The organism is Streptomyces sp. NPDC090025, from assembly GCF_044748125.1.
Lineage (GTDB): Bacteria > Actinomycetota > Actinomycetes > Streptomycetales > Streptomycetaceae > Streptomyces.
The window spans coordinates 77787-103575 of the sequence record NZ_JBIVFL010000003.1; the positions used below are offsets into that span (position 1 = coordinate 77787).

20 protein-coding genes are annotated in these 25789 nt (G+C 73.0%); 7 read left to right on the forward strand and 13 right to left on the reverse strand.

The window, feature by feature from the left end:
* Nucleotides 1-161 precede the first annotated feature (161 nt).
* The 5 genes from ACIPXM_RS09750 to uvrC all read right to left on the reverse strand — a co-directional run bounded on the left by ACIPXM_RS09750 (nt 162) and on the right by uvrC (nt 8381).
* On the reverse strand, nt 162-3119 hold the full coding sequence (locus tag ACIPXM_RS09750) for a M14 family zinc carboxypeptidase (RefSeq protein ID WP_401653855.1): 2958 nt from the start codon (nt 3117-3119) through the stop codon (nt 162-164).
* Nucleotides 3120-3362: 243 nt separating this feature from the next.
* Nucleotides 3363-4352: a DNA-binding protein WhiA gene (whiA, locus tag ACIPXM_RS09755; RefSeq protein ID WP_017238652.1), complete on the reverse strand. Its 990-nt coding sequence runs from the start codon at nt 4350-4352 to the stop codon at nt 3363-3365.
* Entirely contained in the window at nt 4343-5377 is a 1035-nt protein-coding gene (gene yvcK, locus ACIPXM_RS09760) for a uridine diphosphate-N-acetylglucosamine-binding protein YvcK (protein ID WP_401653857.1), read from the reverse strand. Before yvcK ends, whiA begins: the two co-directional genes overlap by 10 nt.
* A complete protein-coding gene (gene rapZ, locus ACIPXM_RS09765) occupies nt 5374-6309 on the reverse strand; it encodes an RNase adapter RapZ (RefSeq protein ID WP_401653858.1) in 936 nt (311 codons plus the stop codon). Before rapZ ends, yvcK begins: the two co-directional genes overlap by 4 nt.
* Nucleotides 6310-6347: 38 nt before the next feature.
* Complete coding sequence (uvrC, locus tag ACIPXM_RS09770; RefSeq protein WP_401653861.1) at nt 6348-8381, reverse strand: excinuclease ABC subunit UvrC; 2034 nt, start codon at nt 8379-8381, stop codon at nt 6348-6350.
* Between the two features lie 37 nt (nt 8382-8418).
* Here uvrC and ACIPXM_RS09775 point away from each other — a divergent pair, with 37 nt between their 5' ends.
* Nucleotides 8419-9210, forward strand: coding sequence for an SDR family NAD(P)-dependent oxidoreductase (locus ACIPXM_RS09775; RefSeq protein ID WP_401653863.1), 792 nt, complete (start codon nt 8419-8421; stop codon nt 9208-9210).
* 24 nt (nt 9211-9234) lie between these two features.
* Here ACIPXM_RS09775 and ACIPXM_RS09780 read toward each other — a convergent pair whose 3' ends face one another.
* Nucleotides 9235-9903: a TetR/AcrR family transcriptional regulator gene (locus ACIPXM_RS09780; protein WP_401653865.1), complete on the reverse strand. Its 669-nt coding sequence runs from the start codon at nt 9901-9903 to the stop codon at nt 9235-9237.
* Between the two features lie 104 nt (nt 9904-10007).
* On the opposite strand from ACIPXM_RS09780, the gene ACIPXM_RS09785 reads away from it, so the two are divergent.
* A complete protein-coding gene (locus ACIPXM_RS09785; protein ID WP_401653867.1) occupies nt 10008-11054 on the forward strand; it encodes a medium chain dehydrogenase/reductase family protein in 1047 nt (348 codons plus the stop codon).
* A gap of 167 nt (nt 11055-11221) precedes the next feature.
* Here ACIPXM_RS09785 and ACIPXM_RS09790 read toward each other — a convergent pair whose 3' ends face one another.
* Complete coding sequence (locus tag ACIPXM_RS09790) at nt 11222-12148, reverse strand: hypothetical protein (RefSeq protein WP_401654782.1); 927 nt, start codon at nt 12146-12148, stop codon at nt 11222-11224.
* A gap of 5 nt (nt 12149-12153) precedes the next feature.
* Nucleotides 12154-12759, reverse strand: coding sequence for a papain-like cysteine protease family protein (locus ACIPXM_RS09795; RefSeq protein WP_401653869.1), 606 nt, complete (start codon nt 12757-12759; stop codon nt 12154-12156).
* Between the two features lie 318 nt (nt 12760-13077).
* On the opposite strand from ACIPXM_RS09795, the gene ACIPXM_RS09800 reads away from it, so the two are divergent.
* Nucleotides 13078-14007, forward strand: coding sequence for a hypothetical protein (locus ACIPXM_RS09800; RefSeq protein ID WP_401653871.1), 930 nt, complete (start codon nt 13078-13080; stop codon nt 14005-14007).
* 16 nt (nt 14008-14023) lie between these two features.
* On the opposite strand, the gene ACIPXM_RS09805 is transcribed toward ACIPXM_RS09800, so the two are convergent.
* Nucleotides 14024-14449 carry a Rieske (2Fe-2S) protein gene (locus ACIPXM_RS09805; protein ID WP_401653873.1) on the reverse strand — a complete coding sequence of 142 codons (426 nt, stop codon included), beginning with the start codon at nt 14447-14449 and terminating at the stop codon, nt 14024-14026.
* Nucleotides 14450-14642: 193 nt separating this feature from the next.
* Here ACIPXM_RS09805 and ACIPXM_RS09810 point away from each other — a divergent pair, with 193 nt between their 5' ends.
* Complete coding sequence (locus ACIPXM_RS09810; protein ID WP_401653875.1) at nt 14643-15542, forward strand: carbohydrate kinase; 900 nt, start codon at nt 14643-14645, stop codon at nt 15540-15542.
* 90 nt (nt 15543-15632) lie between these two features.
* Here the strand turns inward: ACIPXM_RS09810 and uvrA are convergent, their stop codons facing one another.
* Entirely contained in the window at nt 15633-18647 is a 3015-nt protein-coding gene (gene uvrA / locus ACIPXM_RS09815; protein ID WP_401653877.1) for an excinuclease ABC subunit UvrA, read from the reverse strand.
* A gap of 246 nt (nt 18648-18893) precedes the next feature.
* On the opposite strand from uvrA, the gene ACIPXM_RS09820 reads away from it, so the two are divergent.
* The 3 genes from ACIPXM_RS09820 to ACIPXM_RS09830 all read left to right on the forward strand — a co-directional run bounded on the left by ACIPXM_RS09820 (nt 18894) and on the right by ACIPXM_RS09830 (nt 21739).
* Nucleotides 18894-19595, forward strand: a complete 702-nt coding sequence (locus ACIPXM_RS09820) for a maleylpyruvate isomerase family mycothiol-dependent enzyme (RefSeq protein ID WP_401653880.1) — start codon at nt 18894-18896, stop codon at nt 19593-19595.
* Nucleotides 19596-19652: 57 nt separating this feature from the next.
* Complete coding sequence (locus ACIPXM_RS09825) at nt 19653-20309, forward strand: MBL fold metallo-hydrolase (protein WP_401653882.1); 657 nt, start codon at nt 19653-19655, stop codon at nt 20307-20309.
* Nucleotides 20310-20452: 143 nt separating this feature from the next.
* Nucleotides 20453-21739: an MFS transporter gene (locus ACIPXM_RS09830; protein WP_401654784.1), complete on the forward strand. Its 1287-nt coding sequence runs from the start codon at nt 20453-20455 to the stop codon at nt 21737-21739.
* A 117-nt stretch (nt 21740-21856) separates the two neighbouring features.
* Here ACIPXM_RS09830 and ACIPXM_RS09835 read toward each other — a convergent pair whose 3' ends face one another.
* The 3 genes from ACIPXM_RS09835 to ACIPXM_RS09845 form a co-directional block, all read right to left on the reverse strand.
* A complete protein-coding gene (locus ACIPXM_RS09835; protein WP_401653884.1) occupies nt 21857-22864 on the reverse strand; it encodes a TerC family protein in 1008 nt (335 codons plus the stop codon).
* A gap of 217 nt (nt 22865-23081) precedes the next feature.
* Nucleotides 23082-25061: a TerD family protein gene (locus tag ACIPXM_RS09840; RefSeq protein WP_401653886.1), complete on the reverse strand. Its 1980-nt coding sequence runs from the start codon at nt 25059-25061 to the stop codon at nt 23082-23084.
* Nucleotides 25062-25108: 47 nt separating this feature from the next.
* Nucleotides 25109-25687, reverse strand: a complete 579-nt coding sequence (locus ACIPXM_RS09845) for a TerD family protein (protein WP_401653888.1) — start codon at nt 25685-25687, stop codon at nt 25109-25111.
* Nucleotides 25688-25789 lie beyond the last annotated feature (102 nt).

A 25789-nucleotide genomic window follows, 5' to 3' on the forward strand; every position in this document is an offset into this window, starting at 1 on the left:
TCTCCGGATGGCTCCGCGTGACATCGAGTGCAGCCGTATGCGTCGCGAAACCGCCGGAAAAAGGCCGACAGCCCTTACCTACCAACGGGTAAGGGCTGCCGGGGGACCTTCGTCCTCACTACGCAGAGTGAGCGAATTCGGCGCTCTCCTGAGCGCCCGAATCAGCGTCGGAGCGAGTTCAGGGCCTTTCCGAGCACAACCGCCCGTTCCGCCGCATTCGGGACGTGCTCCAGACCGAAGCCCATGAGCACGGTGTCACGGGTGGTGACGGCCGCCTGCGAGTGGAAGAGCGCCTCCGACCGGGACCAGTCGCTCCCATTTCCAGGACTTCCGGCCGGCGGACCCGGTACGGACCATTCGCCCATTCCGGTTTCGAAGCCCTCCCGGTCGCTCGTCGCGCCCGCGTTCAGGCGCAGATCGTCGACGAACGCGCCCATCTCGCCGGTGCCCGGGTCGGAGACGTACGAAATGGACAGCTCGACGTTCTTGCCCGCGTACGGGCTGAGGTCGACGCTCGCCTGCCGCCAGCCGTTGGACGGGCCGGTGAAGGCGTGCCAGGCGCCGGTGGTGCCGGTGGCCGCGCAGTTGTCGCCCGCGAGGGTCAGGTAGTGCGCGAGGAAGGGGTGGTCCTGCAGGTAGTAGCCCTCGCCGCAGTCGGCGGGCGGCTCGCTGGAGGTGCCGCCGTTGGTGTCGGGCAGCGTGGTCCAGTCGTCCTGGCCGACCGTGTGGGCCTCCACGACCAGGTTGTCGTAGCCGGGCTCGGTGTCGTAGCTGACCTGGAAGGTCAGGTTCGGCCGGTCGGCGGCGGTGACGGCGCCGAGGTCCACGGTCCTGCTGAGCCGCCCCCAGGTGCCGTCGGTGTGGCGCAGCGCGGCGAACCGGCTGCCCTCGTACGGCTCGAAGGGCGTCCGGATGCCCGGGTAGTCGCCCGCGGCGGCGCTGCTCGCGAACTGCGGGTAGCGGTCGGCCTTGAGCGTGTCGGAGGTGATGGTGTACGCGCCCGCGTTGTCGAGCGGGTTGTCCGACGCGGCACCCAGTGCCACTCCGGTGGGGCCGAGCCGTCCCGCGCCGCTGAACGAGCTGGGTCCGGCGAGCCCGGCCCTGCGGTAGGCGCCGAGGTAGTACTGGGCGAAGTCGTTGGTCTGGGCGTTGCCGACCTCGACCAGACCGCCGGCCTTCTCACCGGCGTTGACCAGCTTGCCGCCCTCGTTGAGGAAGGCGCGCACGGCCAGCAGGGTGGCCCCTGAAGGCTGCTCGGCGCCGGTGTACCAGACGACGGTACGGAAGTGGCTCAGCACGCCGAGGGCGTCCGGGGCGCCCTGGGTGGCGACGTCCCAGACGGCCGCCTTCCGCTTGTTCGCGGCCAGCGCGCCGACATAGGCGGCGGTGTGCCGGGCGGCCGTCGTGCCGCCCTCGTCGGCGAGCACCAGCACGTCGGCGCGGGGGCGGGCGGCCACGGTGTACGTGAACGGGGCCGACGCGGTCGCCCGGCCGTTCTCGCGGGCCTTCGCGGTGTACCAGACCTCGACCTTGTCGCCGGTACGGGCGCCCTCGACCGCGGCGCGGTACTCGTCGAAGTAGAGGTTGTCGCCGCCGCCGTAGGTCTCGCCGCCGCGCCAGGCGGTCAGCGGCTCGTGGTGGGTGCGGCCGCCGTTGATCCGGTAGTTGAGGGTCTTGCCGCGCAGCGACTTGCGGGCGGTGACCGCCACTTCCTGGCGGCCGCCTCCGGCGTACGAGGTGGCGAAGGCCGCCGGGGTGAAGTCCGGGGCGTCGATGCCGACCGGGGAGACCGGCCGGTCCGGGTGGGTCGCGGACTCGGCGACGGCGAGCGCGAACGGGATGTTCTTGGCGAACTCGCCCTGGATCAGCTTCTCGTCGTCCGGGAAGTTGAAGGAGGAGGCGCAGTCGGCCGGGTTCCAGGCGTCGTTCGGGTCGACCCGGGCGGCGGTGGCGCAGGTCGACATCTCCGGGGTGAACATCTGCATCCCATTGACGTTGGCCGCGTGTCCGTCGGCCTCGCCGTTGGTGATGTAGAGCTCGGAGGAGACCTGCGAGCGGTAGCCGGGGACGGCGGGCTTCTGCGGGGTGCCCGCGAGCGCCTTGAGCGCGATGTCGTCGGGCGTGTCGGTGGCGACCTGCCAGCCCACGCCGTACAGCAGCAGCTGGGCCGCGGAGTGGTAGTTGATCGCGTACGAGAAGCCGATCCGCTTCTCGAAGGCGTCGAGCGCCCGGGTCTCCGGCTCCGACATGGCGCGCGGGCCGCGGAAGGTCTCGTCGGTCGGGTCGGGCGACGAACCCTCGTCGTCGTAGCCCCACTTGTAGCCGAAGTTGCGGTTGAGGTCGACGCCGTCGGCGGAGGTGATCCGGCCGTCGCCGTCGTTGTCCCGCAGGTTCTTGCGCCACTGGCGGTTGGCCGGGTCGGCGTGGGTGTAGTCGTAGCCGTCCGGGTTGGCGGAGAGCACGAACCACAGCTCGGTGGTGTCGACGAGCCGGGTGATCCGCGGGTCCTTGCCGTAGCCGTCGAGGTAGTGGTGCATCAGCCGCCGGGTCATCTCGGTGGTGATCCACTCACGGGCGTGCTGGTTGGACAGGTACAGGGTGGCGGGCCTGGTGCCGTCCTCGGCCTTGGCCGCGCCCTTGCTGATCTTGAGGGCGAGGATGTCCTGGCCCCGGACGGTCTTGCCGAGGGAGACGACCTTGGTGAGCCCCGGGTTGGCCCGGGCGGTCGCCTGGATCTCCTCCTTGAGGCCGCCCTTGCCGCCGTACGGGCGGAAGACGTGGTCCCCGGCCGCCTCGACCCGCCGCTCGGCCTGGGCGCTGAGGGTGTGCTCGGTCAGTGCGACACCCTGCTGCCTCAGTCGTCCGGCCTGTGTCCCGGTGAGATGGAGCTCGACCGTCACGGCCCCGCGCGCGGGCACCTGCTCGGTCAGCTCGTGGGCGTCGGTCCCGGCGTCGAGGAGCAGCGGCACCTGCTCCTTGGTGACCTGGGCCCGCCAGACGGAGACGTGCTCGGGCTCCCCGTCCTGGCCGGCGGTCCGCGCCCCGGCGGCGGGTGCCGTCGCCAGTCCCGCGACCACCAGTGATGCCGCGGCGAGGATCGCTCGCGCTCTGCGCCTCATCAGCCCCCCTTGCTCTCGTACGTCACGAATGGTGAACGGACGCCAGGCTGGTGGGGTCCCGTACCCCGCGTCAAGGGTGCCTGCGGCGGGCCGGAGAGGACCGGCCGGGGTCCGACGGGCCGTCAGGAGGGCGGCGGGGAACGGCGGATGAAACGGAACCGCCGGTACCTCGGGCGAGGCACCGGCGGTGCGCGGTACGGTCCCGGGCGCGGGGCCCGGGCGGGGTCCGTGAGGCCGTACGGGTCAGCCGACCAGGCTGTCGTCCAGCTCCTCCGTCAGGTTGGACTCGGTCCCGGGGATGCCCAGGTCCTGCGCCCGCTTGTCGGCCATGGCCAGCAGCCGCCGGATCCGTCCTGCCACCGCGTCCTTGGTGAGCGGCGGGTCGGCGAGCGCGCCCAGCTCCTCCAGGGACGCCTGCTTGTGCTCCATGCGCAGCCGGCCGGCCGCCGCGAGGTGCTCGGGCACCTCCTCGGCGAGGATCTCCAGGGCCCGCTGCACCCGGGCGCCCGCGGCGACCGCGGCGCGCGCCGAGCGGCGCAGGTTGGCGTCGTCGAAGTTGGCCAGCCGGTTGGCGGTGGCCCGCACCTCGCGGCGCATCCGGCGCTCCTCCCAGGCCAGCACCGACTCATGGGCGCCGAGCCGGGTGAGCAGCGCGCCGATCGCGTCGCCGTCGCGGACCACCACCCGGTCCACACCGCGGACCTCGCGGGCCTTGGCGGCGATGGAGAGCCGCCGGGCGGCGCCGACCAGGGCGAGCGCGGCCTCGGGTCCCGGGCAGGTGACCTCCAGGGAGGAGGACCTGCCGGGCTCGGTCAGCGAGCCGTGGGCCAGGAAGGCGCCACGCCAGGCCGCCTCCGCGTCACAGGTGGCACCGGACACCACCTGCGGGGGCAGCCCGCGGATGGGGCGGCCGCGGCCGTCCACCAGGCCGGTCTGCCGGGCCAGCTGGTCGCCGCCCGCCACCACCCGCACCACGAAGCGCGAGCCGCGGCGCAGCCCGCCAGGGGCCATCACGATCAGTTCCGAGCTGTGCCCGAAGATCTCCAGGATGTCCCGCTTCAACCGGCGGGCCGCCATCGCGGTGTCCAGCTCCGCCTCGATCACGATCCGCCCGCTCACCAGGTGCAGCCCGCCCGCGAACCGCAGGATCGACGAGACCTCTGCCTTCCTGCAGCAGGTCCGGGTGACGGGGAGCCGGGAGATCTCGTCCTTCACCGCTGCCGTCATCGCCATGGGCCGATCCTTCCATGCATCCGAAAAATACGGTCGTACGCGGCGGCCAACAGCTCCGGGTCATGCTTCGGAGCACCGTCGGGCCGGGCCACCGGCGCCAGCTCGACCGTCGCGCCGAACCGCTTGGCGGCTTCGGCGAGGGGTTCTCGCGCTGACGCGTCGGGCACGGCGACCTCGTCGGCCAGCACCACGTCCAGGGCGAGTTTAGGGGCGTGTCGGGCCAAAACCTCCAAATGACGCTGCGGGGAGAAGCCTTCGGTTTCTCCCGGTTGCGGCGCGAGGTTCAGCGAGAGCACCCGGCGGGCCTTGGTCTCGACCAGGGCGTCGAGCAGTTCGGGCACCAGCAGGTGCGGGATCACCGAGGAGAACCAGGAGCCGGGACCGAGCACCACCCAGTCCGCGTCGAGGACCGCGGCGACGGCCTCCGGCACGGCCGGCGGGTCGGGCGGCACCAGGTGCACGGACTGCACCTCGCCGGGGGTGAGCGCCACGGTGGCCTGGCCCCGTACCGTGTCGACGTCCTGCGGGCGGGCCGGGTCGTGGCCCCTGACCAGGGCCTGGAGCTCCAGCGGGACGGCGGACATGGGCAGCACCCGGCCCTGGGCGCCGAGCAGCCGGCCGACCAGGTCGAGGGCCTGCACCGGGTCGCCCAGCTGCTCCCAGAGGGCGACGATCAGCAGATTGCCGACCGCGTGGCCGTGCATCTCGCCCTCGGAGGTGAAGCGGTGCTGGATGACCCGGGCCCAGGTCTGGCCCCAGTCGTCGTCGCCGCAGAGCGCGGCGAGCGCCTTCCTGAGGTCGCCCGGGGGCAGCACGTCCAGCTCCTCCCGGAGCCGGCCGCTGGAGCCCCCGTCGTCGGCGACCGTGACCACGGCGGTCAGGTCGCCGGTGATGCGGCGCAGGGCGGCGAGGGAGGCCGAGAGGCCCATGCCGCCGCCGAGCGCGACGACCTTGGGCTGGGCACCGCGCCTGCGGAGCGTCCGTCGCACCGAGAGGGTGGACGCACGCCGGCGGTACGGCTTCACTCGCGCCCCATGTCCCGGTGGACGACGACGGTCTCGACGCCTTCGGCGGCGATGCGGGCGGCCAGCTTCTCGGCGGTGGCGACCGAACGGTGCTTGCCGCCGGTGCAGCCGACCGCGATGGTCACGTAGCGCTTGCCCTCGCGGCGGTAGCCGGCCGCGATGAGCTGGAGCAGCTCGGTGTAGCGGTCCAGGAACTCCTTGGCGCCGGGCTGGTTGTAGACGTAGTTCGCGACCTCCTCGTTGAGGCCGGTGAACGGGCGCAGCTCGGGGACCCAGTGCGGGTTCGGCAGGAAGCGCATGTCGACGACGAGGTCGGCGTCGACGGGCAGGCCGTACTTGAAGCCGAAGGACATCACGGTGGCCCGCAGCTCGGGCTCCTCCTCGCCCGCGAACTGGGCGTCCATCTTGGCGCGCAGCTCGTGCACGTTGAGGCTGGAGGTGTCGATCACCAGGTCGGCGTCGCCGCGCAGCTCGCGCAGCAGGTCGCGCTCGGCGGCGATGCCGTCGACGATCCGGCCGTCGCCCTGCAGCGGGTGCGGGCGGCGGACCGACTCGAAGCGGCGGACCAGGGCCTCGTCGGAGGACTCCAGGAAGACGATCCGGCGGGTGACCTGCTTGGCGTCGAGGTCGGCGAGGGAGTCCCTCAGGTTGTCGAAGAACTGGCGGCCGCGGACGTCGACGACGACCGCGATCCTGGCGACGTTGCCCTGGGAGCGGGCGCCGAGCTCCACCATGGTGGGGATCAGCGCGGGCGGCAGGTTGTCGACGACGAACCAGCCGAGGTCCTCCAGGCACTTGGCCGCGGTGGACCGGCCCGCGCCGGACATGCCGGAGATGATCACCAGCTCGGGGATGGCCGCTTCGGGGTTGGCCGCTTCGGCGAGGGAGTCGGCGCCGTCGTCGCCGACGGGCTCCGTCGTGCCCGTACTCATGTCTGGTGCTCCGTCTTCGTGCGGGTGCGCGTGGGTGCTCATGCGGTGGTGCCCCCGTCGTCTTCCATGATCTCTCCTGTTGCCGTGTTCACGGCGGGCGCGGCCGGGGCCGCCTGTGCGAGGGCCACCGCCACGGCCTCGGCCGTCTTGCGGCCCATGCCGGGGACCTCACAGATCTGCTCGATTGTCGCCTGCCGGAGCCGTTTGACCGAGCCGAAATGCTTGATGAGCGCTTGTTTCCGGGTGTCGCCGAGACCGGGCACGGCGTCCAACGGGCTACTGCGGATGCGCTTGTTCCGCTTGGACCGCTGGTAGCGGATGGCGAAGTCGTGAGCCGTGTCACGTACCCGCTGGAGGAGGTAGAGCCCCTCGCTGGTGCGGGGCAGCACCACCGGGTCGTCGTCGCCGGGCAGCCAGACCTCCTCCAGGCGCTTGGCGAGGCCGCAGACGGCGATGTCGTCGATGCCGAGCTCGTCGAGCGCCCGGCGGGCTGCGGCGACCTGCGGCTGTCCGCCGTCGACCACGACGAGCTGCGGCGGGTACGCGAAGCGCTTGGGGCGGCCGTCCTCGTCGCGGCCCTCTCCCCCGGGCTCGCCGGGCGCCGGGAGGTCCGGGCCTTCGCCGTCGACCCACTCGCCGGTCTTCTCCTTCTCGGCGAGGTAGCGCCTGAAGCGGCGGCTGATCACCTCGTGCATCGAGCGGACGTCGTCCTGGCCCTCGCCGTGCCAGACCTGCGTGTCTCCGACACGACCCTTGATCTGGAAGCGGCGGTACTCGCTCTTGCGGGGCAGGCCGTCCTCGAAGACCACCATGGAGGCCACCACGTCCTGGCCCTGGAGGTGGGAGATGTCGAAGCACTCGATGCGCAGCGGCGCCGAGTCCAGGTCGAGCGCCTCGGCGATCTCCTCCAGGGCCCGGGAGCGGGTGGTGAGGTCGCTGGCGCGCTTGGTCTTGTGCAGGACCAGGGACTGCTGCGCGTTGCGCGCGACGGTCTCCATGAGGTCCCGCTTGTCGCCGCGCTGCGGGACGCGCAGCGAGACCTGGGAGCCGCGCCGCTCGGCGAGCCACTGGGTGACGGCGGCCGCGTCCTCGGGGAGCGCGGGCACCAGGACCTCCTTGGGCACGGCGTCGCCGCGCTCCTCGCCGTACAGCTGCTGGAGGGCGTGCTCGACGAGCCCGGCGGTGTCGACGGCCTCGACCTTGTCGGTGACCCAGCCGCGCTGGCCGCGCACCCGGCCGCCGCGGACGTGGAAGATCTGCACGGCGGCCTCCAGCTCGTCCTCGGCGAGGGCGATGAGGTCGGCGTCGGTCGCGTCGGCGAGCACCACCGCGTTCTTCTCCATGGCCTTGCGCAGCACCTCTATGTCGTCGCGCAGCCGGGCGGCCTTCTCGTACTCCATGTCCTCGGCCGCCAGCATCATCTGCTTCTCAAGACGGCGGATGTACGTACCGGTACGGCCCGCCATGAAGTCGCAGAACTCCTCGGCGAGTTCGCGGTGCTCGGTGGCGTCGACACGGCCCACGCAGGGCGCCGAGCACTTGCCGATGTAGCCGAGCAGGCAGGGGCGGCCGGCCGAGGCCGCGTTGCGGAACACACCGGCCGAGCAGGTGCGGACCGGGAAGACCCGGAGCATCAGGTCGACGGTCTCGCGGATCGCCCACGCGTGCGCGTACGGGCCGAAGTAGCGCACGCCCTTCTTCTTGTGGCCGCGCATGACCTGGACCCGGGGGAACTCCTCGTTCAGGGTGACCGCCAGGTACGGGTAGCTCTTGTCGTCCCGGTACTTGACGTTGAACCGGGGGTCGAACTCCTTGATCCAGGAGTACTCCAGCTGCAGCGCCTCGACCTCGGTGGACACCACCGTCCACTCCACGGACGCGGCCGTGGTGACCATGGTCGCGGTGCGCGGGTGCAGGCTCGCCAGCGGCTGGAAGTAGTTCGCGAGCCGCTGCCGCAGGGACTTCGCCTTCCCGACGTAGATCACCCGGCGGTGCTCGTCGCGGAACTTGTAGACCCCCGGCGAGTCGGGGATCTGTCCCGCCTTGGGGCGGTAGCTGGAGGGGTCGGCCATGGCACCCACCCTACTGGCGGGGACCGACACTCAGGCCGTGTCCGCTCGTTGGCCGGACATGACGAACGAGGCGGGTGCGGGGCGGCTGGCGGACCGGGTGTGTGTGATCACCGGCGCGGCGAGCGGGATCGGCCGGGCGACGGCGGAGCGGTTCGTGGCGGAGGGCGCGCGGGTGGTCGCGGCGGACCTCGACGGGGCGCGGCTCGAGACCCTGGCGGCGGAGCTCGGCGGGGCCGTGCTGCCGGTGGTCGGCGACGTGTCGCGGGACGCCGACGCCCGGCGGATGATCACGACGGCGGTCGACCGGTTCGGCCGCCTCGACGTGCTGGTGGCGAACGCGGGGGTGATCCCGCTGCTCGACGTGACCGAGGCGAGCGCCGCCGATTTCGACACGGTGATGGCGGTCGACGGCCGGGGCATGTTCCTGACCTGCAAGTACGCGGTCGAGGCCATGCTCGGCGCGGGCGGCGGGGCGATCGTGTGCACCTCGTCGGTGTCGGGGGTCGCGGGGCAGGCCCGGCAGGCGGTGTACGGCCCGGCGAAGTTCGTGGCGACCGGGCTGACCAAGCACCTGGCGGTGGAGTGGGCGGCGCACGGGATCCGGGTGAACGCGGTGGCGCCCGGCACGATCGAGACCGAGCGGGTGGCCGCGGGCCGGACCGAGCCGGGCGGCCCGGAGTACCTGGCGAAGGTCGCCCTGGCGCATCCGATGGGCCGGTTCGGACGCCCCGAGGAGGTGGCCGCGGCGATCCTGTTCCTGGCGTCGGACGAGGCGTCGTTCGTGACCGGGGCGGTGCTCGCGGTGGACGGCGGCTATCTGGCCCAGTGAGGGTGGTCGGGTGGTCGGGCCGGGTCAGTGGTCGGTGAGGAGCGAGGCCGTCTCGGCGGCGTAGAGCGCGGCCGGGTCGAGGTCCATGCCGGTGAAGTGGCCCGCGAGTTCCAGCGAGAGCACCCCGTGCAGCCGGGTCCAGAAGGCGAGCGCGCGGCGCAGCGCGGCGGGCGGCGCGGGATGGTCCGCGGCCCAGGCCCGGTGCATGGCGAGGTGGGCGTCCAGGGGGTGCGCCGGTACGGCCGGCAGGCCGGGCGCGGCGGCGGCGTCGAGGATGACGGCCATGATCTCGGCGGCGACCGCGGTGGTGTCCTCGGGGGCGTGGTAGCCGGGCACGGGGGTGCCGTACACGAGGAAGTAGCGCTGCGGGTCGGCGAGCGCCCAGTCGCGCAGCGTCGTGGCGAGTCCGGCGAGGTCGGCGCCGTCGGCCGCGGCGGCGCGGAAGGCGTCGGCCAGGCCGCGGTAGGCGTCGCGGACGAGTTCGGTGATGAGTTCGTCGCGGCCCGCGAAGTAGCGGTAGAGCGCGGGGCCGCTCATGCCCATCCGCTTGGCGATGGCGTTCAGGGAGAGCGCGGACGCCCCGGCGTCGGCGATCTGCTCCCAGGCCCGTTCCTTGATCTCGGCGCGCACCTGGGTGCGGTAGCGCTCGCGGGGGGTCGTCTCGGTCGCTGCGGCGGCGGCTGCATCACTCATGAGTGAGACCCTATAACGAACACTTGACAGCGTCACCGCGACGGCGCATCCTGGTCAGCAGTTAGAGGTTCTAACTCCTGCGAATGAGTCTTTCGAGGTGTGAGATGGCATCCCTTCCCGCGTCCCCGTCCCAGGAACTCGTCGAGGTCGTCCTGCCCGGCGCGGTCGAGCCCGAGGGCCTCCAGCTGCGGCACGGCACCGTGCCCGCCGCCGGCCCCGGCCAGGTCGTCATCGCGATGGAGGCGACCGGCGTCTCCTTCGCCGAGCAGCAGATGCGCCGCGGCCGCTACTACGACCAGCCGCCGTTCCCCTTCGTGCCGGGCTACGACCTGGTCGGCACCGTCCAGGACACCGGCCCCGGCGCCGATCCCGCGCTGCGCGGCCGCCGGGTCGCCGTGCTCCTGAAGACCGGCGGCTGGGCCAGCCACGTGGCCGTCGACGCGGCCGACGTGGTGCCGGTGCCCGACGGACTCGGCGCGGCCGAGGCCGAGACCCTGGTGGTCAACGGCATCACCGCCTGGCAGATGCTGCACCGCAAGGCCCGCGTCCGGCGCGGCGGCACCGTCCTGGTGCACGGCGCCAACGGCGGCGTCGGCTCGGTCCTGGTCCAGCTCGCCCGCTCGGCGGGCGCCACCGTGATCGGCACCGCGTCGCCCCGCCACCACGACGCCCTGCGCGCGCTCGGCGTCACCCCGGTCGACTACCACGACGACGTCCCCGCGCGCGTGCGGGAACTCGCCCCCGGCGGCGTCGACGCCGTCTTCGACCACATCGGTGGCCCCGGCATCACCGGCTCCTGGCGGCTGCTCGCCCCCGGCGGCACCCTCGTCTCCTACGGCAGCGCGGCCACCCGCGACGACCAGGGCTCCAAGCAGCTGCCGGTGCTCAAGCTGCTCGGCCGGGTCTGGCTCTGGAACACCCTGCCCAACGGCCGCCACGCCTACTTCTTCAACATCTGGGCGGGCCGCGCGCTCGCCACCGGCCGGTTCCGCGCCCGGCTGCGCGCCGACCTCACCGAGGTCTTCGCCGCCGCCCGGCGCGGTGAGATCACCGGCCAGATCGCCGCCCGGCTCCCGCTCGCCCGCGCCGCCGAGGCCCTGCGCCTCGCCGAGTCCGGCACGGTCGCCGGAAAGGTCGTCCTCACCCCGTGAGGCCCCCGGAACGAACGACCCCGCCACCGGACCGCCGCCAGACTCCCGCCCGTACCCCGGAAGCCCGTACGCACAGAGACCGGTCCGGGGCCACGAGCCCCGGACCGGTTCCGGCACGGACCGGCCGCACCCGGCTCAGGCGGGGGAGGATGCGGCCGGTCCGCCGGTCAGGCCGTGGGCTCCGCCGTCCCCCGGCGACGGCGGCGCAGCGCCGCCGTGCCCATCAGCCCGAGCGCGAGCACCGCACCCGCGCCCGCCGCCGCCGAGGCGACGGTGACCTCGGGATCGGCGTGGGCCGCGGCCGACGGCGGCACGTCCGAGGCGCCGGAGGCCGGGGCGCCGGGCGCCGGTGCGGCTCCCCCGGCCTTCCCGCCGTCCCGCGCGCCGCTGTCGTAGCCGCCCGCCACGCCCTTGCGGGCGTACGCGGAGCCGGGCAGCTTGTCGCCGTACGCCTTGGCCACCCGGGTCCGGTACGCGGCGAGGGTGACGCCGTCGCGGCCGACGGCCCGTACCGCGTCCTCGTCCAGCGGCAGCACCTCGCCGCCCTTCTGCACGTACCAGGCGTCGATCTGCGGCTCCCGGAACACCGTCCCGCCGGGCCGCAGCCTGGCCCCCTGGGCGGCGAAGCGGATCTCGTCGTCGCCGGTGGCGATGTTCACCACCTGCCAGCCGCCGTCCGCGCCCCGCACCGTCCACAGCGAGGCCGTGCGGCCGTCCGCGGCCACCGCCTTGCTGGCGTGGAACTCGACCTCGGCCACCGGCGCCCCCGGCTTCCCGGCGACGAAGGCGGGCGAGAGGAGGCGCACCGGCACCGAGCCGCCCTCGATCCGCGGCACGCCCGCCGACCGGGCGAGCGCGGCGCTCTCGGCGCCCTTGCCGTCCCGGGCGAAGAACCGGGCGACCGTGTCGATGGTCTGCGGCGCGGCGGCCGCCCGCTCCGGGCTGGGCGCGCTCGGCAGCGGACCCATGCCACCGGGCCCCGCCGCGGCGGCCGGGAGCGCGCCGAGGGCGACCACCGCCGTGGCACCGAGCAGCGCGGCGAGGCCCGCGCCGCGGCCGGGTATCCGGCCGGTCCTGCCGTTCCCTGCGGTCATCGTCGTCACGCCCCGATCCGGTAGAGCGAGTGGGTCCAGGAGAACGAGCCGTTGTCGACGTACCAGGCGTGCGAGGCCCAGTTGTAGCGGTCGCTGGACGGCCAGGGATCGCCCCAGTACACCCAGCTGTTGGCGTCGTCGTACCCGTACAGGACGTGCATATGTCCGCCACCGCTCGACCACTGGATCCGGGTCTCGACCGGGCGGTCGGCGTTGATCTCGGTCTGCACGGTGGAGTAGCGCAGCCAACCGGTCACGTACGAACCCGGGTTGATGCCCGCCCAGCTCAGCCCGTCCTGGACATTGCCCAGGGTGGCCTGCGAGTTGGGGCAGTCATAGCCCTGCTGGCGGCCGAAAGCGGCGTTGCAGAACTGGTTCTGGCTGTAGGTGCGGCCGAACCAGGTGGCGATGGTGTTGCCGCCCGCGGCCCAGCACCAGTTGTTCTTCTGCTGCGCCTGCATGGTGATGTTCAGGCGCTTGTAGCCGAGGGCGGTGACGCCCTCGCGGCCGGTGTCCGGGCCGGGCGGCGCGGCGGACGCCGGGGCGACGGGGACCAGCAGCAGCGCGGCGGCGGTGCCGAGTGCCGCGAGGGACAGCCTTCTCTTGCGCATCGCGTTCCTCCCTGGTGGGGATCGTGGGGAGTTCGGAGGAGAGGGTGTGGGGGGTGATGGTGCGGGTGGGGGCGCCGAGACGGGGGGTGCCGTCGAGGCGGGGAGGGTGAGAGGGGAAGATGTGCGGAGCGCGTCCGGACGCTGCTGCGGAGCATCGAACGTTGTCCGGATCGGGTCAACACGCTTCAATGCGGGGTGACGGCGAGCTGTGAACGGTGTGACCCGGGTGTGAACGCGCGTCCCTGACCCACCTGCCCGCCCGACCGGCGGCCGTGTGCCGTGTCCTCCCTTGCCGTGAACGTTCACTGAGGAGTCCTCGTGGGCCACACCGAGGCCGATCTCGTGCAACTGCTGCACACCGGCCCGTTCCATCTGGCGCTGCGCACGGCGCTCGCGGTGCGCGGGCTGCCGCTCCAGCGGGTCCAGCACCATCTGGCGCACCGGGGCGTGAAGGTCGGCGTCACCTCGCTGAGTTACTGGCAGCAGGGGGCCCGGCGGCCGCAGCGCCCCGAGTCGATGAAGGCGGTGCGGGCGCTCGAGGAGGTGCTCCAGCTGCCCGGCAACTCCCTGATCAGGCTGCTCGACGAGGACAGCGCGGCGCGCGCCGAGGTCGACCGGCCCGCCACCCGCTCCTACCGCTCGCTGGTCGAGGCGTCGGGCGTGGTGGAGGAGCTGCTCGCCGAACTCGAATGCCCGGCGGACGGCGGTCTGCACACGGTCGGCCACCAGGAACGGGTCCGGGTCGGCCCGGGCCGCGAACTCCTCGGCCGTGACTCGCAGCAGGTGGTGCGCGCGCACCGGGACGGCGTCGACCGCTATGTCGCCATCCACCGCGGCGACCCGGGCTGCGACCCGTCCCGGGTGGAGGTCCGCGCCACCGAGAACTGCCGTACGGGCCGGGTCCGCCAGCACTCGGCGACCGGCGTCCTGGTCGCCGAGCTGCTCTTCGACACCCGGCTGCGGGCCGGGGACACCCATGTCTTCTCGTACGGGTTCGAGGACGGTACGGGTGGGGCGAGCCGGGAGTACGTGCGCGGGTTCAGCTTCGCGGGCGGGCAGTACATGCTCCAGGTCCGCTTCGACGAGGCGGCGCTGCCGGTGCGCTGCCGCCGCTTCGCGCAGGCGTCGACGGGCGCGCCGCGCGGCGGCAGGGCCGAGCTGACGCTGGGCGGCCGGCACCACGCGGTGCACACGGTGGAGCAGGGGGTGCGCCCGGGGATCCTGGGGATCGAGTGGGACTGGGCCTGACCGTCCCCCGCGCGGATCAGGCCTTCGGGCCCGCGATCAGCCGGCCGTTCTCCAGGCGGACCGGGACCTCGGGCAGCGGCACGGTCGCCGGGCCCTGGATCGCCTTGCCGGTGGTGACGTCGAAGCGGCTGCCGTGGCAGGGGCAGTTGCCCTCGTTCTTCTCGATCTTGTCGAGGACGCAGCCCGCGTGGGTGCACTGGGCGCTGAACGCCTTGTACTCGCCCTTGGCGGGGCAGTGCACCAGGAGCCGCTGCTCGCGGTAGAGCTTGGCGCCGCCGACGGGGATCTCGTCCGGGCTGCCGAGCGGGACCGGCGCGGTCGGCGTGGGCGTCTCGGCGTGACCGAGCTTGGAGTCGGTGGAGCAGGCGGCGACACCCAGCCCGGCGGCCCCGGCGAGGGCGGCACCCTTCAGTACGGTACGGCGGCTGGACTGGCCGGACATGTGCGCTCCACGGTGCTCGGATCGGGGACAGGGGCTCCCCGGTGGACCCGACCGACGATACCGGCGGGTGCGGGGCGGCCCGCGCCCGGGCCCCGGCCCGGGAGGTCGGCGCGGGCCGGGGTGCGGGCCGGGGCGCGGGCCGGGGTGCGGGGCCCCTGCCCCTGAAGGCGGGCGATGGGCTACGTTCCGGTACGTGATCGTCGTCGCCGGTGAGTCCCTGATCGACCTGGTCCCGGCCGGGACCCCCGACCCCCTCGCGCCGCTGCTGCCCCGGCCGGGCGGCGGCCCGTACAACACCGCGGTGGCCCTCGGGCGGCTCGGCGCGGACGTCGCCTTCTGCTCCCGGGTCTCGACCGACGCCTTCGGTGACGCGCTGATCGCGCGGCTGCGGGCGGCGGGGGTGGCGACCGGTCTGGTGCAGCGCGGGCCCGAGCCGACGACGCTGGCGGTCGCCTCGGTCGGTCCTGACGGCTCGGCGCGGTACGGCTTCTATGTGGAGGGCACCGCGGACCGGCTGTTCACGCTGCCGGAGCGGCTGCCCGACGGGGTACGGGCGGTGGCGTTCGGCACCTGCTCGCTGGCCCTGGAGCCGGGCGCGAGCGCGTACGAGGCGCTGCTGCGGCGCTCGGCGCGGGCGGGGCTGCTGACCCTGCTCGACCCGAACATCAGGCCCGGGCTACTGCCGGACCCGGACGGCTACCGGGCGCGGTTCGCGGGCTGGCTGCCGGCCGTGTCGCTCCTGAAGCTGTCGGAGGAGGACGCCCGGTGGCTGGGCGGCTCCCCCGCCGAGTGGCTGGCGCGCGGTCCGGCCGCGGTGGTGCTGACCCGGGGCGCGGCGGGTCTGACGGTGTTCACGCGCCGGGGCGAGGTGTCCGTCCCGGCGGTCCCGGTGGCGGTGGTGGACACCATCGGCGCGGGCGACACGGTGAACGCGGCGCTGCTGCACGGGCTGGGCGACCGGACCTCGGCGGAGCTCGGCGGGCTCGGGGCCGAGGAGTGGCGGGCGCTGCTGGGCCGGGCGGCCCGGGCGGCGGCGGTCACCTGCACCCGGGCGGGCGCGGAGCCGCCGTACCCGGCGGAGCTGGCGGGCTGAAGAGCGGGTGACACCGCGAAGGGGGCGCCCCGGCCGACGGGCGGCCGGCGGGGGCGCCCCCTTCGCGGTGACGCGGGCGGGCGGCGGGCGTCAGTCCTTGCGGGCCCGGGTGGTGGTCTTCTTCGCCGGTGCCTTCTTGGCGGTCACCGCCTTCTTGGCCGCCACGGCCTTCTTCGCGGGCGCGGCCTTCTTGGCCGGAGCCTTCTTCGCCGCGGCCTTCTTGGTGCCGCGCGCGGCCGGGACCGACGCGTCGCTGACCCGGTCGGCGCCCAGGATCTCGCGCAGGAACTTGCCGGTGTGGCTGGTGGGGACGGCGGCGACCTCCTCGGGCGTGCCCTCGGCGACGACCAGACCGCCGCCGCTGCCGCCCTCGGGACCCATGTCGACGACCCAGTCGGCGGTCTTGATGACATCCAGGTTGTGCTCGATGACGATCACCGAGTTGCCCTTGTCGACCAGGCCGGACAGGACCTTGATCAGCTTCGAGATGTCCTCGAAGTGGAGGCCGGTGGTCGGCTCGTCCAGGACGTAGACCGTACGGCCCGTGGAGCGCTTCTGGAGCTCGGAGGCGAGCTTGACGCGCTGGGCCTCGCCGCCGGACAGGGTCGGCGCGGACTGGCCGAGCCGGACGTACCCGAGACCGACCTCGGTCAGGGTGCGCAGGTGGCGGGAGATCGTCGGGACGGCCTCGAAGAAGTCCAGGGCCTCCTCGATCGGCATGTCCAGGACCTCGGCGATGGACTTGCCCTTGTAGTGGACCTCCAGGGTCTCCCGGTTGTACCGGGCGCCGTGGCAGACCTCGCACGGGACGTAGACGTCCGGGAGGAAGTTCATCTCGATCTTGATGGTGCCGTCGCCGGAGCAGTTCTCGCAGCGGCCGCCCTTGACGTTGAAGGAGAAGCGGCCGGGCAGATAGCCGCGGACCTTGGCCTCCATCGTCTCCGCGAACAGCTTGCGGACGTGGTCGAAGACGCCGGTGTAGGTCGCCGGGTTGGACCGCGGGGTGCGGCCGATCGGCGACTGGTCGACGTGCACGACCTTGTCGACGAGGTCGTCGCCGTCCACCCGGGTGTGCCGGCCGGGCACCGACTTGGCGCCGTTCAGCTCGCGCGCCAGGTGGGTGTAGAGGATGTCGTTGACCAGGGTCGACTTCCCGGATCCGGACACCCCGGTGACGGCGGTGAGCACGCCGAGCGGGAAGGACACGTCGATGTCCCGCAGGTTGTTCTCGCGGGCGCCGTGCACGGTCAGGGTGCGGCCCGGGTCGATGGGGCGGCGGATGTCCGGGGTGGGGATCGCCTTGCGGCCGGACAGGTACTGCCCGGTCATCGACTCCTGGTTGGCGAGCAGCTCCTTCAAGGGGCCGGAGTGGACCACCTTGCCGCCGTGCTCACCGGCGCCGGGGCCGATGTCGACGACCCAGTCGGCGACCTTGATGGTGTCCTCGTCGTGCTCGACGACGATCAGGGTGTTGCCCATGTCGCGGAGCCGGACGAGGGTCTCGATGAGCCGGTGGTTGTCCCGCTGGTGCAGGCCGATGGACGGCTCGTCGAGCACGTAGAGCACGCCGACCAGGCCGGAGCCGATCTGGGTGGCGAGCCGGATGCGCTGGGCCTCGCCGCCGGACAGGGTGCCCGCGGCGCGGTTGAGTGAGAGGTAGTCGAGGCCGACGTCGACCAGGAAGCGCAGCCGCTCGTTGACCTCCTTGAGGACCCGCTCGGCGATCTTCTTGTCGCGCGCGTTCAGCGTGAGGCGGCCGAGGAACTCGGCGCAGTCGCTGATCGACATCGCGGAGACCTCGGCGATGGACCGGTCCATCACGGTGACCGCGAGGACGATCGGCTTCAGCCGGGTGCCCTGGCAGGTGGGGCACGGCACCTCGCGCATGTAGCCCTCGAAGCGCTCGCGGCTGGAGTCGCTCTCGGCCTCGCTGTGCCGCCGCTTCACGAAGGAGACGGCGCCCTCGAAGGCGGGGGTGGTGTAGGAGCGCTCGCGACCGTACCGGTTGCGGTAGCGCACCTCGACCTGGGTCTTGTGGCCGTACATCAGGGCCTTCTTGGCGCGCTGCGGCAGTCCCGCGTACGGGATGTCGGTGCGGAAGCCGAGGGCCTGGGACAGCCCGCCGATCAGGCGGCCGAAGTACTCCTTGGTGTGACCGTGCGACCAGGGGTGGATGGCGCCCTCGTCGAGAGACTTCTCCTCGTCGGGGACGACCAGCTCGGGGTCGACCTCCATCCGGGTGCCGATGCCGGTGCAGTCGGGGCAGGCGCCGAACGGCGAGTTGAAGGAGAAGGAGCGCGGCTCCAGCTCCTCGAAGGAGAGGTCGTCGTACGGGCAGTAGAGGTGCTCCGAGTACATCCGCTCGCGCTCGGGGTCGTCCTCCGCGAGGTCGACGAAGTCGAGCACGACCATGCCGCCGGAGAGCCCGAGGGCGGTCTCGACGGAGTCGGTGAGGCGGCGCTTGGCGCTGTCCTTCACGGTGAGGCGGTCGACGACCACCTCGATGGTGTGCTTCTCCTGCTTCTTGAGCGTCGGCGGCTCGCTGAGCTGGATGGTCTGCCCGTCGACCCGGGCGCGGCTGTAGCCCTTGGTCTGGAGGTCGGCGAAGAGGTCGACGAACTCGCCCTTGCGCTCGCGCACCAGCGGCGAGAGCACCTGGAAGCGGCTGCCCTCGGGCAGCTCCAGGACCTTGTCGACGATGGCCTGCGGCGACTGCCGGGAGATGGGCCTGCGGCACTCGGGGCAGTGCGGCTTGCCGATGCGGGCGAACAGCAGCCGGAGGTAGTCGTAGACCTCGGTGATGGTGCCGACCGTGGAGCGCGGGTTGCGCGAGGTCGACTTCTGGTCGATGGAGACGGCCGGCGACAGGCCCTCGATGAAGTCGACGTCCGGCTTGTCCATCTGGCCGAGGAACTGGCGGGCGTACGAGGAGAGCGACTCGACGTACCGACGCTGCCCCTCGGCGAAGATCGTGTCGAACGCGAGGGAGGACTTGCCCGACCCGGACAGCCCGGTGAAGACGATGAGGGAGTCGCGGGGGAGATCGAGCGAGACGTTCTTCAGGTTGTGCTCGCGCGCGCCACGGACGATGAGACGGTCGGCCACTCCGGTCCGCACCTTTCTTGAGAGAGCGGATGTGCCTGAACACCCAACAACCAAGGATGCCGGATGCTTCCGCCGAGCTTATAGCACGTGCATTCGATTTCCGTCTTCAGGCGGCCCGCTTCACCCGAAGGAGTGGCGCGGATGCCTGTTCCGCGCCGCCCGCCGCGCTGGTCGGCGGCCCGGCCCCGGCCCCGGGGACCCGGGGTGCCTGGCCCCGGCCGCCCGGCACCCCCTAGGGTCGGCGCCATGATCGACCATGTGCGTGACCTCGCATCCGTGCGCGAGGCGACCGACCGGCTCGTCGAGACGGTCTCCTCCTGGGACAACGCGGCGCTGGCCGAGCCGTCACGGCTTCCGGGCTGGACCCGTGGCCACGTCCTGGCCCACCTCTCCCGCAACGCCGACGCCCTGGTGAACGTCCTCCAGGGCCTGCCGATGTACCGGGACGCCGAGACCCGCGACGCCGACATCGCGCGCGACGCCGCCCGCCCGCTCTCCGTCCACCTCGCCGACCTGCGCGAATCCGCCGCCCGCTTCCAGGCGCTCGGCGACGAGCCCGCCGACTGGGCCCGTACCGTCGAGCTCCGCAACGGCGTCACCGACACCGCCTCCCGGGTGCCGTTCCGGCGCTGGGTCGAGGTGGCCCTGCACCATGTCGACCTCGACGCGGGCTACGACCTCGAGGACCTCCCGGACGACTTCACGGAGCGGGAGATCGCCTTCCTCGCCGACCGCTGGTCCGGCCGCCCGGACGTCCCCCCGGTCGCCCTGTGCCTCGGTTTCGACGAGTCGAAGCCCGACTGGCACACCGGCGGCACCGAGGGCACCCCGGTGATCCTCGGCGGCACCGCGGCCGAGATCCTCGGCTGGCTCTCCGGCCGCGGTGACCAGGGCGCCCACCTCGCCGTCCTCGCCGGCCCCGGCCTGCCGGAGCTCCCGCCCCTGTAACCGCTGTTGGAGCCCTGGCCGCTCACCTCCGCGGGTGGCCAGGGCTAGGGTGAGGGCATGACGTACAGCGGAGCGGTGAAGGTCGGCGGGGCCGCCGACGTGCATGAGCTGACCGATCTGATGATCTCCAAGGTCGCGGTCGGCCCGATGGACAACAACGCGTATCTGCTGCGCTGCCGGGCCACCGGCGAGCAGCTGCTGATCGACGCGGCCAACGAGCCGCACACCCTGCTCACGCTGATCGGCGACGACGGCATCGCCGCCGTGGTGACCACCCACCGGCACGGGGACCACTGGCAGGCGCTCGCCGAGGTCGTCGAGGCGACCGGCGCCACCACGTACGCGGGCGCGTACGACGCGGAGGGCATCCCGGTCGCCACCGACGTGCGGGTGGAGGACGGCGACACGATCACCGTCGGCCGGGTCGAGCTGACCGCGCGCCGCCTGGTCGGGCACACCCCGGGCTCGATCGCGCTGGTCTACGACGACCCGCACGGCCACCCGCACGTGTTCACCGGCGACTGCCTGTTCCCCGGCGGCGTCGGCAACACGTGGAAGGACCCGGAGGCGTTCGCGAGCCTGATCGACGACGTGGAGGGCAAGCTCTTCGCCGTCCTCCCGGACGAGACCTGGGTCTACCCGGGCCACGGCAAGGACACCACCCTGGGTGACGAGCGCCCGCACCTCGCCGAGTGGCGCGAGCGCGGCTGGTGACCCGAAGGCGCCCCTGGTGACCCCGGGGGCGCCACCACGCGCCCCCGTAACCAGGGCCCCGGGCGGGTAGTTGGCGCGACATGCGCCACAGTCACGCTCAGTCGCCGCCCACGGCCGCGGCCGGGCCCCGTCCTTCGCCCTCCATGGGGCGGCTCGCCGCCGCGTCCCTGGTCGGCACCGCCATCGAGTTCTTCGACTTCTTCGTCTACGGGACGGCCGCCGCGCTCGTCCTCGGACCGCTGTTCTTCCCGACCTTCTCCCCGCTCGCGGGCACCCTCGCCGCCTTCGGCACGTTCGCGGTCGGCTTTCTCTCCCGGCCGCTCGGCTCGGTCTTCTTCGGCCACATCGGCGACCGGCACGGCCGCCGCCCGGTGCTCTTCGCCTCGCTGCTCCTGACCGGCTGCGCGACCGTCGCGGTCGGCTGCGTCCCGTCGTACGAGACGATCGGCATCGCCGCGCCCGTGCTGCTGCTCGTGCTGCGCTTCCTGCAGGGCTTCGGCCTCGGCGGCGAGTGGGGCGGCGCGGTGCTGCTGACCGCCGAGCACGCCCCTGAGGGCAAGCGGGCGCTGTGGGCGAGCTTCCCGCAGATCGGCCCGGCGGTGGGCTTCCTGCTCGCCAACGGCGTGATGCTGGCGCTGACCGCGGGCCTGAGCGACGCCGAGTTCCGCTCCTGGGGCTGGCGGGTGCCGTTCTGGGCGGCGGGTGTGCTCGCCGCGCTCGGCCTGGCGCTGCGTTCCTCGCTCGCCGAGAGCCCGCGCTTCGAGGAGCTGGCCGCCGAGGGCCGCCGGGCGAACGCGCCGCTGGCCGAGGTCTTCCGCGACCACTGGCGGCTGGTGCTGCTGACGGCGGGCGCGCTGGCCGTCGGCTACGCGGTCTTCTACACGGTCTCCACCTGGGCGCTCGCCTACGGCACCGAACGGCTCGGGGTGCCCAGCACGGTGATGCTGACCTGTGTCATGGCGGCGGTGGCGGTGAAGGGCGCGGTGACGCCGTTCGTGGCGATGCTGGGCGACCGCTACGGGCGCCGCCCGATGTGCCTGGCGGGCTGCGCGGCCTCGGCCCTGTGGATGTTCCCGATGGTGGCGCTGCTGCACACCGCGCGCCCCGCGCTGATGTTCCTCGGCTTCCTGGGCTCGCTGCTCGCGTTCATCGTGATGTTCTCGGTGGTCGCCGCGTATCTGCCGGAGCTGTACGAGCCGCGGGTGCGCTGCACCGGCGCGGCGGTCGGCTACAACCTGGCGGGGGTGCTCGGCGGGGCGCTGACGCCGATCGTGGCGACGGCCCTGTCGGAGGGCGGCTCGGGCCCGCCGTGGGGCGTGGCGGCCTATCTGACGGTGGTGGCGCTGATCAGCCTGGGCTGTTTCGCGCTGCTCCCGGAGACCCTGCCGGCCCGGGCGAAGGCCCCGGCCCCGGAGCACGCCCCCGCCTGAGCCACCGTCCCGCTCCCCCCGTCGCACACGCGGCCGCGCCCGCCGTCCGCCCCCGAGGGGGTGGACGGCGGGCGCGGTGCGTGGCGGTGCGGTGCGGTGCTGGTTCTCGGTGACGGGTTACGGCGCCTCGACGCTGTCCCGCTCGGCTGTGTCGGCGGCGGCCGCCTCGGCGGCCTCGCGCTCCGACTGCTTCTTGGAGGCGATGAGGCTGGTGATCGTGGTGATGATCAGGACACCGCAGATGACGGCCAGGGAGACCGGGATGGAGATCTCCGGGACGTGCACCCCGGACTCGTGCAGGGCGTGCAGGACGAGCTTCACGCCGATGAAGCCGAGGATCACCGACAGGCCGTAGCTGAGGTGGACCAGCTTCTTCAGCAGACCGCCGATGAGGAAGTACAGCTGGCGCAGACCCATCAGGGCGAACGCGTTGGCGGTGAAGACGATGTACGGGTCCTGGGTGAGGCCGAAGATCGCCGGGATGGAGTCGAGGGCGAACAGCACGTCGGTGGTGCCGATCGCCAGCATGACGACCATCAGCGGGGTCAGCACCCGCTTGCCGTTGTTCCGGATGAAGAGCTTGGTGCCGTGGTAGCGGTCGGCGACGCCGAACTTCTTCTCGACCGTCTTGAGGAGACGGTTCTCCTCGAAGTCGTCCTCCTCCTCGTCGGAGCGCGCCTCCTGGATGAGCTTCCAGGCGGTGTAGATGAGGAACGCGCCGAAGATGTAGAACACCCACGAGAAGCTGGCGATGATCGCGGCACCGGCGGCGATGAAGATCGCGCGCAGCACCAGGGCGATCAGCACACCCACGAGCAGCACGCGCTGCTGGAGGTGGGAGGGCACCGAGAACTTCGCCATGATCAGGACGAAGACGAAGAGGTTGTCGACGCTGAGCGACTTCTCGGTGATGAATCCGGCGAAGAACTCGCCGGACGCCTGGCTGTTGCCGAAGATCAGCAGGCCGATGCCGAACAGTGCGGCGAGCACGATCCAGACGACGGTCCAGATTCCGGCTTCCTTGATCGACACGTCGTGCGGCTTGCGCCCGATGAAGAAGTCGACCGCGATCAGGGCGCCCAGACCGAGAATGGTCAGCACCCACAGGGTCAAAGAAACGTCCACTGCGCCTCCGGCGTCGTACGGCTGTGATCAGCCTCGTCGTTGCCGGAGGTCTCTTCCACCCGGGACGTCCCGGGCCGGCGCCCCGGGATCAGATGTCCGACCTGTCCGTACTGACGGGTACGCCGCGCATGGGGAGTACTCCCCTCCGCACGAAAAAGACTACCCCAATGACCAAGGATTGGTAAAGAGATACCTAAAGTCATTCCAAAACCGCAGGTCAGTGGCCCCATTGCCGACGGGCGTCGGCGAGCTGGCCGAGCACCTGACGGAGCACTCCACTGCCCGCCGGGAAGACCGGCGGCTCGTACGTCCAGGCATGGCCGACCCAGGGGTCGGCCAGGTGGTCGTCGGGCACCGGGGTGAGCCGCATGAGGGAGCGCCACAGCGGATCGAGCACCGGACCGTACGCGGCGGCGTCGGCCCGGTCCGCGATCAGCAGCAGCTGGGTGCCGACCGCCGGGCCCTCGTCGGCGAGGTAGCGCAGCTGGGTGACCGCCCGGTCGTCGAAGCCGTGCGGGAAGTCATGGACGATCAGCAGTTCCTCGGCGGTGTCGAGGCCGGGCGGCAGATCCTCGTCGGCCCCGGCCCTGGCCGCCATCTGGAGCAGGTCGACCCGCTCGGTGAGCTGCTTCAGGACGGCCGAGACCCCGGCGGCCCCGGCGGCCGGCGGGCCCGCGAGGACGCCCGCCGCCACCAGCGGCGCGAAGGCCGCGGCGCCCGCGCCCGCCGCGTCGATCATCCGGACCCGGTAGGCGTCCGCCGGATACGCGGCGAGCAGCCGTACGACATGGGCGACGGCGGTGTCCAGGGCGAGGCGGCGCAGCTCGGCCTGGTCGAGCAGTCCGGCGGCCGGAGAGCCGCCGGGGCCGCTGTCGATCCACAGGCCGCGCGCGAGCGGCAGCCTGGCCAGGAACGGGACGCGCAGGCCGGAGCGCTCGGGCAGCTGCAGATCGCCGAGCCGGACGGCCATCGGGGGCTCCATCGGCACCCGGTAGCCCTGCCAGACCGGGCTGTCCCAGCGGGCGTAGGCGGCGGGCAGCGCGGGCTCGACCACCTCGGACTCGGCGACGAGCTGGGCCAGGTCCCGGTCCAGCGCCTCCTGGGCGCGGGCGGTGAGCTCGTCGTGCCGGGCCTTGGCGGCGGCCCTGGCGGCGTCGCCCGCACCCCCGACGCGATTGCGCGGGTCGGAAAGCAGCCGGTCAAGCTCCTGGTCGAGGCGGTTCTCGGCGAAGCGGCAGGCGCTGCGGTAGGCGGCGGTGGTCCTGGCGAGGTCCTCGAACATCCCCCAGACCTGGTTGTAGAGCCGCTCGTCCATGCTCCAGCCGGAGGCGTCCCCGGCGACGGGCACCGGGAAGCCGTCGGGCGCGGTGGCGGGTGCGGCGGCCTGGACGGGTGCGGACGCGGGCGCGGGGCGGCGGCGCGGGTGGCTGTAGTCGATCGGGCCGCCGGTGGTGCCGGGCCCGGTCGGCGGTGTGGCGGGCGGTGCCGGGTGGGCGGCCGCCGGTGTGCCGGTGGCCGGTGTGCCGGTGGCCGGTGTGGCGGCGGCCGGGTCGGCCGCCCGGGTGAGCGGTGCGGGGCGCGGGACCCGGTCGGTGTCCGGGGCGCGCGGCGGCGGTGCCGCGACCGCGCGGGCCAGGCTCTGGGCGACGGCGTCCAGGACGGCACCGGCGAGCGTGGCGGCGCCGTCGAGGCCCTGGTCGGCGAGGAGCGCGGCGAGCCCGCCCTCGTACCCCTGGCCGACGGCCCGGACCTTCCAGGCGCCCTGGCGGCGGTAGAGCTCCAGGGCGACGAGCGCGGACTCCCGGTCGAGTCCGGTGATGGTGTAGCTGGCGACCGGGACGGCGTCCCCGCCGGTGCCGGTCTCGGTGACGGTGACGACGGGTGCGGCCGAGGCGCCGAAGCGGCTCGGCCCGCCGCCCGTGGCCGGCAGGGCGAGCAGCACGGAGACCCGGTGCACCGAGTCCCGTACCGCCCCGAGGTCGAGCGCGAGCCGGTGCCGGGCGGCGGCCTGCCGGGGCACCTCGACACCGGGGACGTCGGCGGACCCCGGGTGGACCAGGGCGTCGGGTCCGGGGATCCGGCCGTGCTCGTCCCCGAGGGCGGCCGCGGCGAGGACCGGATGACCGGCCGAGACCCGGATCTCCAGGCGGGTGTGGGACAGGGGGTGGTTCTGTCCCCGGACCAGCTCGGCGGTCATCTTGCTCCGTCTGTTCGGTCGGAAGGTGTGCGGCGGCGGGCGCCGGGCTACAGCACCGGGAAGATCGACGGCATCAGCTCCTGGAAGGTGCGCCCGTTGGCCGGGTTGCCCAGGGCCGTCATCTGCCAGCCGGAGCCGCTGCGGTGGACCTTGGCCATGATCTGCGCGGTGAACGCGCCGCCGCCGTCGAGCGTGTAGCGGGCGAGCTCCTGGCCGTTGGTCTCGTCGACCAGGCGGCAGAAGGCGTTCTGCACCTCCTGGAAGGTCTGGCCGGTGAAGGAGTTCACCGTGAAGACGATCGAGTCGATGTGGACCGGGACCCGGGCGAGGTCCACCAGGATGGCCTCGTCGTCGCCGCCCTGGCCGACGCCGCCGACCAGGTTGTCACCGGTGTGCCGGACGGAGCCGTCGTCGCTCACCAGGTGGCGGAAGAAGACGACGTCGACCGGCTGCTTGTCGGCGAACAGGACGGCGGAGGCGTCCAGGTCGATCTCGCGGGTGCGCGAGCCGAACAGGCCGCGGCGGGGTGCCGCCTGCCAGCCGAGCCCCATCCGCACGGAGGTCAGGCTGCCTCCGCCCTGCTTCTCCAGGCTGATGGCCTGCCCCTTGGTCATGTTGACCGTCACGCGCTGCCCCTCTCATCGGTGTGAGCAGCACCCTACGCAGGGGCACTGACAACCTGCCCGGACCGGGCCGGTTTTGTGTCGTTGTTGCAACACACCGGCCCG

What these genes read in the sequence shown, in the direction of transcription:
- rapZ (WP_401653858.1), bottom strand. Translation starts at nt 6,309, where the DNA reads ATGAGTACGGGCACGACGGAGCCCGTCGGCGACGACGGCGCCGACTCC.
- ACIPXM_RS09780 (WP_401653865.1), bottom strand. Translation starts at nt 9,903, where the DNA reads ATGAGTGATGCAGCCGCCGCCGCAGCGACCGAGACGACCCCCCGCGAG.
- ACIPXM_RS09795 (WP_401653869.1), bottom strand. Translation starts at nt 12,759, where the DNA reads ATGCGCAAGAGAAGGCTGTCCCTCGCGGCACTCGGCACCGCCGCCGCG.
- ACIPXM_RS09825 (WP_401653882.1), top strand. Translation starts at nt 19,653, where the DNA reads ATGACGTACAGCGGAGCGGTGAAGGTCGGCGGGGCCGCCGACGTGCAT.
- uvrC (WP_401653861.1), bottom strand. Translation starts at nt 8,381, where the DNA reads ATGGCCGACCCCTCCAGCTACCGCCCCAAGGCGGGACAGATCCCCGAC.
- ACIPXM_RS09805 (WP_401653873.1), bottom strand. Translation starts at nt 14,449, where the DNA reads ATGTCCGGCCAGTCCAGCCGCCGTACCGTACTGAAGGGTGCCGCCCTC.
- ACIPXM_RS09830 (WP_401654784.1), top strand. Translation starts at nt 20,453, where the DNA reads ATGGGGCGGCTCGCCGCCGCGTCCCTGGTCGGCACCGCCATCGAGTTC.
- whiA (WP_017238652.1), bottom strand. Translation starts at nt 4,352, where the DNA reads ATGGCGATGACGGCAGCGGTGAAGGACGAGATCTCCCGGCTCCCCGTC.
- ACIPXM_RS09785 (WP_401653867.1), top strand. Translation starts at nt 10,008, where the DNA reads ATGGCATCCCTTCCCGCGTCCCCGTCCCAGGAACTCGTCGAGGTCGTC.
- ACIPXM_RS09790 (WP_401654782.1), bottom strand. Translation starts at nt 12,148, where the DNA reads ATGACCGCAGGGAACGGCAGGACCGGCCGGATACCCGGCCGCGGCGCG.
- ACIPXM_RS09840 (WP_401653886.1), bottom strand. Translation starts at nt 25,061, where the DNA reads ATGACCGCCGAGCTGGTCCGGGGACAGAACCACCCCCTGTCCCACACC.
- ACIPXM_RS09750 (WP_401653855.1), bottom strand. Translation starts at nt 3,119, where the DNA reads ATGAGGCGCAGAGCGCGAGCGATCCTCGCCGCGGCATCACTGGTGGTC.
- ACIPXM_RS09820 (WP_401653880.1), top strand. Translation starts at nt 18,894, where the DNA reads ATGATCGACCATGTGCGTGACCTCGCATCCGTGCGCGAGGCGACCGAC.